Raw genomic sequence first — 7,734 nt, 5'->3', positions numbered from 1 at the left:
CGCATCAGCTTTCCAGCACCTCAAGAACCTGTCCATCAAGATCTATACAGGCAGCAATCAATTTACCGCCAAACCCACAGCCCCCATCAAGTGTGACGGCATGTTCGTCATACTTCGGCCCGGCTTGTTCAGGATCATAGCCCCGAAACAGGCGTGTAAAGGGGCCAAAGTTCCCCTTAACCTGCTGAAAGCCCTTATTCGCCCACCAGAAGCTGTCTTTCTGGGTTTCCAACGGACGACTAGGATTAATCCCTGCATTCACAAAAAGAGTAGTTCCGTTATTAGGATAGGCTGCGCGTTTCAGTTGCCCTAAAACTTGATAATGCCCGGGCTTTTCCTGCATAGCCCGACGCACCTTATTGGTCCAACGGGTTAGTTGCATGGCACCTGCTGCGGCTTCGCGAAAACCTTCCTGTGGGTTAAACCCATAAGCTTGTAGCGAAGCGCCAACCCCTTGATCCAGCATCCATTGCAGAACGCCTCTTGGATCGGTCGCAAATTGCAACTGTAGCAATTTTTGCCACATCTCTTCCTGAGAGCCTCTTAGATAAACAATATCGCGGGAAAAGTTCTGATATCTGGCAAGAAAGAAACGACGGAAAGAAATAAGTTCATCCAAGGTCTCAGCAACCTGCGATCCGTGCCCCATAAAGTTACCGAGATAGATAACGCGATCACCACGCTTTAATCGGGGCTCAAGGGCGGCGTGGATATTTCGCAAAGGATCGACCTCACCGTGAATGGCGCTAACAGCCCAAATACGGTGCGTGGCAGTCAGGATCGCGAATTTTTGCACATCGCCCATGGGAAAGGACGGTACCCCTGTTACAGCTATAGCGAGAAGGAGTGCTTATAAGAAAAGCGCTGAACTCTCGCTTGATTGCCCGATAAACGGACGATTAAAAACGAAGAAGGCATAAACGCGGCTCCGCGTTAACGGAACCGCGTTTTCACATGTTCTCCGTAAAACTAGGCTGCTGCAAGCATTTCTTCTAGTTTTACAGCTGCTGAGTCTTCGTCGATTTCCTCAACAGCAGCAAATTCGCGCGCTAATCGTTCCAGAGCAGCCTGATACATCTGGCGCTCACTAAAGGATTGTTCAGGTTGTTCGGGGCCACGATGGAGATCACGGACAACTTCGGCGATAGAAACTGGATCACCAGAGTTGATCTTTGCTTCATATTCCTGAGCACGGCGGCTCCACATTGTCCGTTTTGCACGTGAACGCCCTTTTAAGGTTGTAAGGGCATCTTCCATAAGCTTGCGGCTGGACAATTTACGTAGACCAGAGCTTTCAGCACGCACCAAAGGAACACGCAACGTCATTCTGTCTTGTTCAAAAGTCACAATAAGCAATTCAAGCGTAACGCCAGAAATTTCTTGGGTTTCGATACCCTGTACGCGTCCAACACCATGGGTTGGGTAGACCACGTAATCACCGGCACTATATTCTGCTTGTTTACCCATTAGATCTCATCTCTCCGTTTTGACAGCCTGAATTCATACAGACCCTACATTCATATAGGTATGTTTTCAGATTTAGCTATACCTGACATGCAAAAAAGCATCTGGCCATAAAGAGCATCTGAAAGCATACCCAAAACGCATGGACACAATATCCCCACGCAATTTTAAAAAATTGGCGGGGGCAGAAGTTCGTTGTTAAGTGAAACTTACTAAAGGCGAAGGTAATTTTTTATCCGACACCGTAATCAGCTATCCATCCGTTAGGGATATGTTATACAGTAATTACAGTAAAATTTCAATATTCGCTTAACACATGCCAGCCACGCGATTAAAGCATAGTTCAATGCACCAGAATAAACTGTTGAATTATGAAGTTATTGTGAGAAGCGCGACCACGTCGCTTTTAATATTGGCTAAACGAATCAAACAAAAAAGATCCGTTAGCTCGTTGAGCACCCCTGTCACAGGTGCTCACGCATTTATTCAGCCAATATCTACTCAGCCAGTATCGCCCGGCTTTTCGCTGAAATGCTCTTGTAGTTTATTACCTACACCATTCCATTCATCTGCATCAGCTGGCTTTTCACCCATACGGGTGATATTTGGCCAGATATCTGCCCACTTCTTATTGAGGTCCATTACAGACTCAGAAGCAGGATCAGTATCAGGCAAAATCGCTTCCGCAGGACATTCTGGCTCGCAAACACCGCAATCAATGCATTCATCCGGATGAATGACGAGCATGTTCTCCCCTTCGTAGAAACAATCTACAGGGCAAACTTCAACGCAGTCCATATATTTGCATTTAATGCAATTTTCCAGGACGACATATGTCATCGTCTAATCTCCACTTGGCTCCTGACCAACTACAGGATTTACCTGTGTCACCTTTTAGGCGTTCCCACTTTGGGTTTATGGAAAAGGGCCTACCCTTTCAAGCCCAAACGAGCAAGAGCTTTTTTACGAGCATCACCGCTATCGCGATCAGAAACATAGAGCAACCCGGCAATTCGTCGCATCAAATTAGCTTCGTAGTGATGTAGCTCGCCATCCGCATAAACAACTTCCCACATCATTTCAATAAACTCTATACGCTCTTCCGGGCTATGGCTGTCATTAATAACCCGGGTAAAAGCAAAGAGCTGACTAGAACTCCCGGCCTTTTCTTCTGCGAGCGACAGTAACTCTTCACCATCTTCAGCTCTCAAGCCCAATCGATTCTGCATAAGTTCGATAATTTTTTCCCGTTCTTCAGAACCAAAATCATCATCCATTCCAGCGGCTTCAACCATCAAGGCAGCTGCAGCGACTTTTTTATCACTGTGATTAACCAAGGCCCCTTGGGGCTTTTGTGAGATTTCACCCAATAACTCTTTTATACGACCGAACAATCAACTTTCCTCAATCATGACTAAACCGAACAACGTGATAAATTCCTGCAACAAGTCTTTAGAAAAGACCTTCCCCTCAAGGCCCTAAAATTTCTAAGGCTCAATATATGGAAGACAGGAACCATTAAGTATATCTATAATCTAGTGTCATCTATGCCTTTAAACAACTTTTCAAGACTCCATACCATGCCGTCCCAGACAAAAAAAAATCAGACACCGAAATCATCTTCGCCTACGCCTGATGCCAGACGTTATGCACCAGCCACAGAACGCAACAGGCAAGTTATCTATGACATCTTGAAAAGCAACCTTCCCGCAAAAGGAAAATTATTGGAAGTCGCGAGCGGAACAGGCGAACACGCCGCATGGATAGGGTCACGTTTGCCCGCAATCAAATGGCAAACCAGCGAATATGACACAGATCTTTTTCCCAGTATCCAAGCGCATATTCAAGCATCTGAAGCAAAGAATATCTTCCCACCGTTTCATATCGATGTCACCCGAAACAACTGGGGGCTTGAAGTTGAACAGCTGTCGCAATTTCAAAATAAAACAGACGTCATCACCTGTGCAAATATGATTCACATAGCCCCTTGGGAAGTCGCAATCGGGCTGTTTCTAGGAGCATCTAATCTTTTACTCAAAAACGGTCTCCTGTTTGTTTACGGGCCATTCTTTCAAAGCGATGTACCGACCGCCCCCTCAAACATTGAATTTGATAACTGGTTGAAAGAACGCGATCCGTCCTGGGGCATCCGTAATCTGGACGATGTTAAGAAGCTTGCCGAAGATCATAATTTAACCCTTGAAAGAATTCACCCCATGCCGGCAAACAACCTTTTCCTACAGTTCAAAAAGCTAAAATAGTTCAGGAGAATACTCTCAAGGGCCTGCATCACTTAGACCTTATATAGTTTAACTCTCTTCACTCTGGTCTCACGTCACTCCAAAGCGGAGAAGAAATTGCTTCCTGTTTGATCCACGATAGAAACGCCTTGTTTTTCTTACGCATAGAATCCCGTGATATCACTGAATACACCTGTCCATTTGGCACAAACCCAAACGGCGCGATCAAGCGTTTGGCGCGAATATCTTCACTGACCAGCGCCCATGGTGCTATGGCAGCCCCCAATCCCCCCATAGCAGCTTCTAACATAAAATAGATATGTTCCAGATCCGTCCCTTTATCAGCCTCAAGCACCTCTACACCCGTAACCTTTGACCAGTCGGCCCAAGCCGATTTTCGTGTCAGACTGTGTAACAGCGGAACCCCGTTTTTTGATAACAAACTTCCTGATTCTGAGACATTAAATCTGGCATCCAATTCTGGGGTCATGACCGGTCCCACTAATTCGGTAAACAAGGGAGTTGCCTCAACATTTGGGGGCCAATTATCTTCGCCAACAACAATTGCTAAATCACACGCGGCGTTCGCAAGATTAGGCATGTTTGTTATAGTGCTTAACCGAACATCAATTTTAGGATAGCGTGCCGAGAATCGATGTAGCCTCGGCAAGAGCCATCGCATCATGAAGGTTCCGATACAGGCAACATCCAGTGCACCCTCTTCACTATCGACCACACTTGCAATACTCGCTTCAAGCTGATCAAAAATCGCCGTCAATTGTGGCTGTAGCTTTATCCCTGCCTCTGTGAGTTGCAACTTGTTGCGCGGCCCCTCAAACAGTCGCACCCCCATAACATCTTCCAGATGACGGATCTGTTTGCTGATTGCCCCATAGGTGACATTCAACTCCTGGGCTGCGTCAACCATACGCCCTTTTCGGGCCGTAACTTCAAAGGCCCGGATTGCATTTAACGGGGGTAACGTCGATCTATTCATAATAGTTTTTTTCACATACGACAGAGAAATGATCGATTTATTCTTTGTAAATCAAACGATTTAATCAACACACATTTTTAATAGTGAGAAAAAATCCTTTATTTTGGCTTTGAGGATAACACGTAGAAAGTAACTCCCCCAATGGACACAATCGTCTTTCTTGCCATAATGGCTGGCGCTCTTATGCACGCTGGTTGGAACGCCGTTATCAAGATTGGGCTGGATCGCTTTTCCGCCGTCCTGCTGCTATCTCTTTTTCAAGGTGCGATCTCTTTCGCTCTAATCCCTTTTTTCCCGGCTATTGCCAGTGATGCATGGCCGTGGCTGTTGGCCTCAATCCTGTTACATGTCGGGTACAAATTCTTCCTGATTAAAGCGTATGCCTTAGGCGACCTAAGCCAAATATACCCCCTTGCAAGAGGAACTGCTCCGTTAATCGTCTCGGTTGTTAGCGCCCTATACTTGGGCGAAATTCTGACACTGACCAATGCCTTGGGTATTGTCTCTATTGGCTTGGGAATCATGGCGATGGCTTTAAGCAAGGGACCCGACACACCACCACTTTCAAAAAAAGCGCTGGTCTTTGCTTTTTGCACTGCTTCTTTTACTGCTGCCTATACACTCGTTGATGGGATAGGCGCCCGTTTGTCCTTTAATGCGTCAAGCTTCACCCTGTGGCTATTCGCCGGAGACAGTTTGATTATGCTGTTGGCTGCTTTGATCCTCAGAGGTAGAGGCGCTGTAGTAAAAACATTGCCAGCATGGAAAAGTGGCTTTGTGGCCGGAGCTCTTTCTCTGGGGTCATATTGGATTGCCATCTGGGCAATGACCAAAGCGCCGATTGCTTTGGTCTCTGGCCTGCGGGAAAGTAGTGTGCTTTTCGCCATGTTCATCGCCGTATTCCTACTCAAAGAAAAAGCAGGAATGATCAGATGGTTGGCCGCTTTTTCCATTGGTACAGGTATTCTCCTTACCCGATTTTAACACAGCCCCCCTGTAAACATCCTCGGTCAGACGACCAGCACAACCAAAAACGAGGTGACAGAAATACCCATCAGAAAGCAATACACCACCTTCTACGGAAGGTTATCAACTTCTGGTATTGCCCCTAAATTGCTATCCCACATAGCACGGCTAGACGTACATATATGGGCATTAGGTCGAATAGATACCTTACTATCAAGACTGCCAGCAGGTACCACGAGCAATTCTCCCCCCATTTGCATATTGGGAACCGCCGAACCACACGCAGAACAAAAACTTCTTGAATGCTGTGTCTCCGGCACTCGATAAACCTTAATTTTCTCCTGTCCTGAACACCAGTTTATTACAGCTGTTGTAGAGAATAAGTTGGCAGCATGGGCAGAACCAGTTCCCTTTTGACAACGAGAACAATGACAAAGGAAGAAATGGCTAAACTCGCCTGTAATCTCAAACACTACAGTTCCACAAAGGCAAGATCCAGTTATCAACTCAGTCACAAGATCAACACCCCGCTGACGTTAAATAAAAACATACAATAGATAGAAAAGGTTATATCAATCATTTTGGCGAAGTTTATCTATATCTCGACGATCCTTTTTTGTCGGCCGCCCCGTTCCCATATCCCGTATCGCAGTATCCCCAACGGGGTTTGTCTTATGCGATTTCTGATGATCTATAGGAGCAAGATCTTCATAAAGTTCTCGCGCTTCAGGTGCTGGCCCCCGGCGACCTCCAAGCGCGAGAATTTTGATGACACGAATGTTTGCCCCCTGCGTAAAGGTTAGGACATCATCGGGCTTAACCAACTGACTGGCTTTACTGATCGCCTTGCCACCAACACGCACCCGCCCGCCATTACAGGCTGTACTGGCGATTGAGCGCGTTTTAAAAAACCGGGCATACCAAAGCCACTTGTCAATGCGAAGACTTGCCTTTTCATCACCAGCCATCGCAAGACCTTTAGCGTTTGAAAGACATGTCCTGAAGAACAGCAAAAGGTGAATCCGCCATTCTGGCCTTTTCAGCTTCAACCTGCTTCTTCCGGGCTTCTTTTTTCTTGGGGTCCTGCTTTTTCGGTCCCCGCAGACCAAAGGCCGTCACGCCGCCCTTTAGTCTGTTTGGATGGAATCGCAGGGATTTCAGAACAAAAGCAATCTGTTGATCATCAAGACCAGAAACTTTTCTCATTTCATCGTTAATGATGAAAGATCCCGCAGGAAGTTTCAGATCATCATCTGCTTTTTTATCCTCTTGCACTTCAACCGCTACGTTATCCACGGCTTTCGCCTCGGATTCTGAAACAGCAACATCCTGATCGTTACCAGATGTAGCTATCGCAGTATCATCAACGACAGGTGCCTCGACAGCAGGCGTTGCAATTTCAACGACTTTAGCTTTGGGGTCAGTGTCTTTTTTGTTCGATTTTTTTTCACCGTCATCCTTGCTCAGACGAAGCAACTTATACGCTTCATGCGAAACACGCTCCAGAATATCGGCGCGAAGAACAAGTTCACGGCCCTTGCGGTTAGAAAGATGACGATAACCGACAGACGCACAGAAAATATCTTTCTGTGCTTCGGATGGCGTAAAATACTTGCTCTCAAAGTCAGGAAGTTCCGGCACAGAAACTTCATTCCATGCCGCCCACAACAAAGCACGAATCCGGCTTGGTCTTGGGCGGTTCAAATTCGGCAGAAAGACGCTTTCCCGGCCAAGGCGTAAACCAAGGTCTGCCAAAGCTTTCCTGTCTGCTTTGCTCAGGCCGTTAATCTGATCTCGCACCAGATAACGCGGCACGAGTCCCAAGCCTTCGATAACCTGAAATGCAATACCACGGGCTGTACCTTCAAGCTTGGCATCAGATAAATAGAACAAGGGCTTGAGCTGTGCACGCAAATGGCGCTCTAACCATCCGACGAGGCGAAGCCGGATCTTCTCGCGCATTGGACTATCAATAAATTCAGTCGAATAAACGTCAACAGCCGGACTGAGCGAGCTTTCGCCTTTAATAAGCTTACCAACAGGAATACCGCGCCACGTAAGCTCCCC

The 7,734-nt window shown here is 46.7% G+C and carries 9 protein-coding genes and 1 pseudogene; 2 read left to right on the top strand and 8 right to left on the bottom strand.

The features are described 5' to 3' along the window. Positions 1-4: 4 nt before the first annotated feature. The 4 genes from Q0241_RS12220 to Q0241_RS12205 all read right to left on the bottom strand — a co-directional run bounded on the left by Q0241_RS12220 (position 5) and on the right by Q0241_RS12205 (position 2,858). Positions 5-805 (bottom strand): hypothetical protein, encoded by an 801-nt coding sequence (locus Q0241_RS12220; protein ID WP_299377736.1) that lies wholly within the window; start codon positions 803-805, stop codon positions 5-7. 164 nt (positions 806-969) lie between these two features. Next, complete coding sequence (locus tag Q0241_RS12215; protein WP_299377734.1) at positions 970-1,467, bottom strand: CarD family transcriptional regulator; 498 nt, start codon at positions 1,465-1,467, stop codon at positions 970-972. Between the two features lie 498 nt (positions 1,468-1,965). Beyond that, positions 1,966-2,304 (bottom strand): ferredoxin FdxA, encoded by a 339-nt coding sequence (gene fdxA / locus Q0241_RS12210; protein ID WP_299377732.1) that lies wholly within the window; start codon positions 2,302-2,304, stop codon positions 1,966-1,968. Positions 2,305-2,393: 89 nt separating this feature from the next. Then, a complete protein-coding gene (locus tag Q0241_RS12205) occupies positions 2,394-2,858 on the bottom strand; it encodes a TerB family tellurite resistance protein (RefSeq protein ID WP_299377730.1) in 465 nt (154 codons plus the stop codon). 186 nt (positions 2,859-3,044) lie between these two features. Here Q0241_RS12205 and Q0241_RS12200 point away from each other — a divergent pair, with 186 nt between their 5' ends. Further along, on the top strand, positions 3,045-3,725 hold the full coding sequence (locus Q0241_RS12200; protein ID WP_299377728.1) for a DUF938 domain-containing protein: 681 nt from the start codon (positions 3,045-3,047) through the stop codon (positions 3,723-3,725). Between the two features lie 58 nt (positions 3,726-3,783). Here the strand turns inward: Q0241_RS12200 and Q0241_RS12195 are convergent, their stop codons facing one another. Beyond that, positions 3,784-4,701, bottom strand: a complete 918-nt coding sequence (locus Q0241_RS12195) for a LysR substrate-binding domain-containing protein (protein ID WP_299377726.1) — start codon at positions 4,699-4,701, stop codon at positions 3,784-3,786. A 141-nt stretch (positions 4,702-4,842) separates the two neighbouring features. On the opposite strand from Q0241_RS12195, the gene Q0241_RS12190 reads away from it, so the two are divergent. After that, a complete protein-coding gene (locus Q0241_RS12190; protein ID WP_299377725.1) occupies positions 4,843-5,685 on the top strand; it encodes an EamA family transporter in 843 nt (280 codons plus the stop codon). 92 nt (positions 5,686-5,777) lie between these two features. On the opposite strand, the gene Q0241_RS12185 is transcribed toward Q0241_RS12190, so the two are convergent. The 3 genes and pseudogenes from Q0241_RS12185 to Q0241_RS12175 all read right to left on the bottom strand — a co-directional run. Continuing rightward, complete coding sequence (locus Q0241_RS12185; RefSeq protein ID WP_299377723.1) at positions 5,778-6,140, bottom strand: GFA family protein; 363 nt, start codon at positions 6,138-6,140, stop codon at positions 5,778-5,780. Between the two features lie 99 nt (positions 6,141-6,239). Then, the gene (locus Q0241_RS12180; RefSeq protein ID WP_299377721.1) at positions 6,240-6,635 is read right to left on the bottom strand and encodes an RNA-binding S4 domain-containing protein; all 396 of its coding nucleotides are present in this window, start codon (positions 6,633-6,635) and stop codon (positions 6,240-6,242) included. Between the two features lie 10 nt (positions 6,636-6,645). Further along, positions 6,646-7,734: pseudogene (locus Q0241_RS12175) on the bottom strand (disulfide oxidoreductase); the annotation flags it as partial.

Origin of the sequence: uncultured Kiloniella sp. (assembly GCF_937128705.1) — a bacterium.
Taxonomy (GTDB): Bacteria; Pseudomonadota; Alphaproteobacteria; order Kiloniellales; family Kiloniellaceae; genus Kiloniella.
This window is presented reverse-complemented; position numbering and strand designations above follow the sequence as displayed.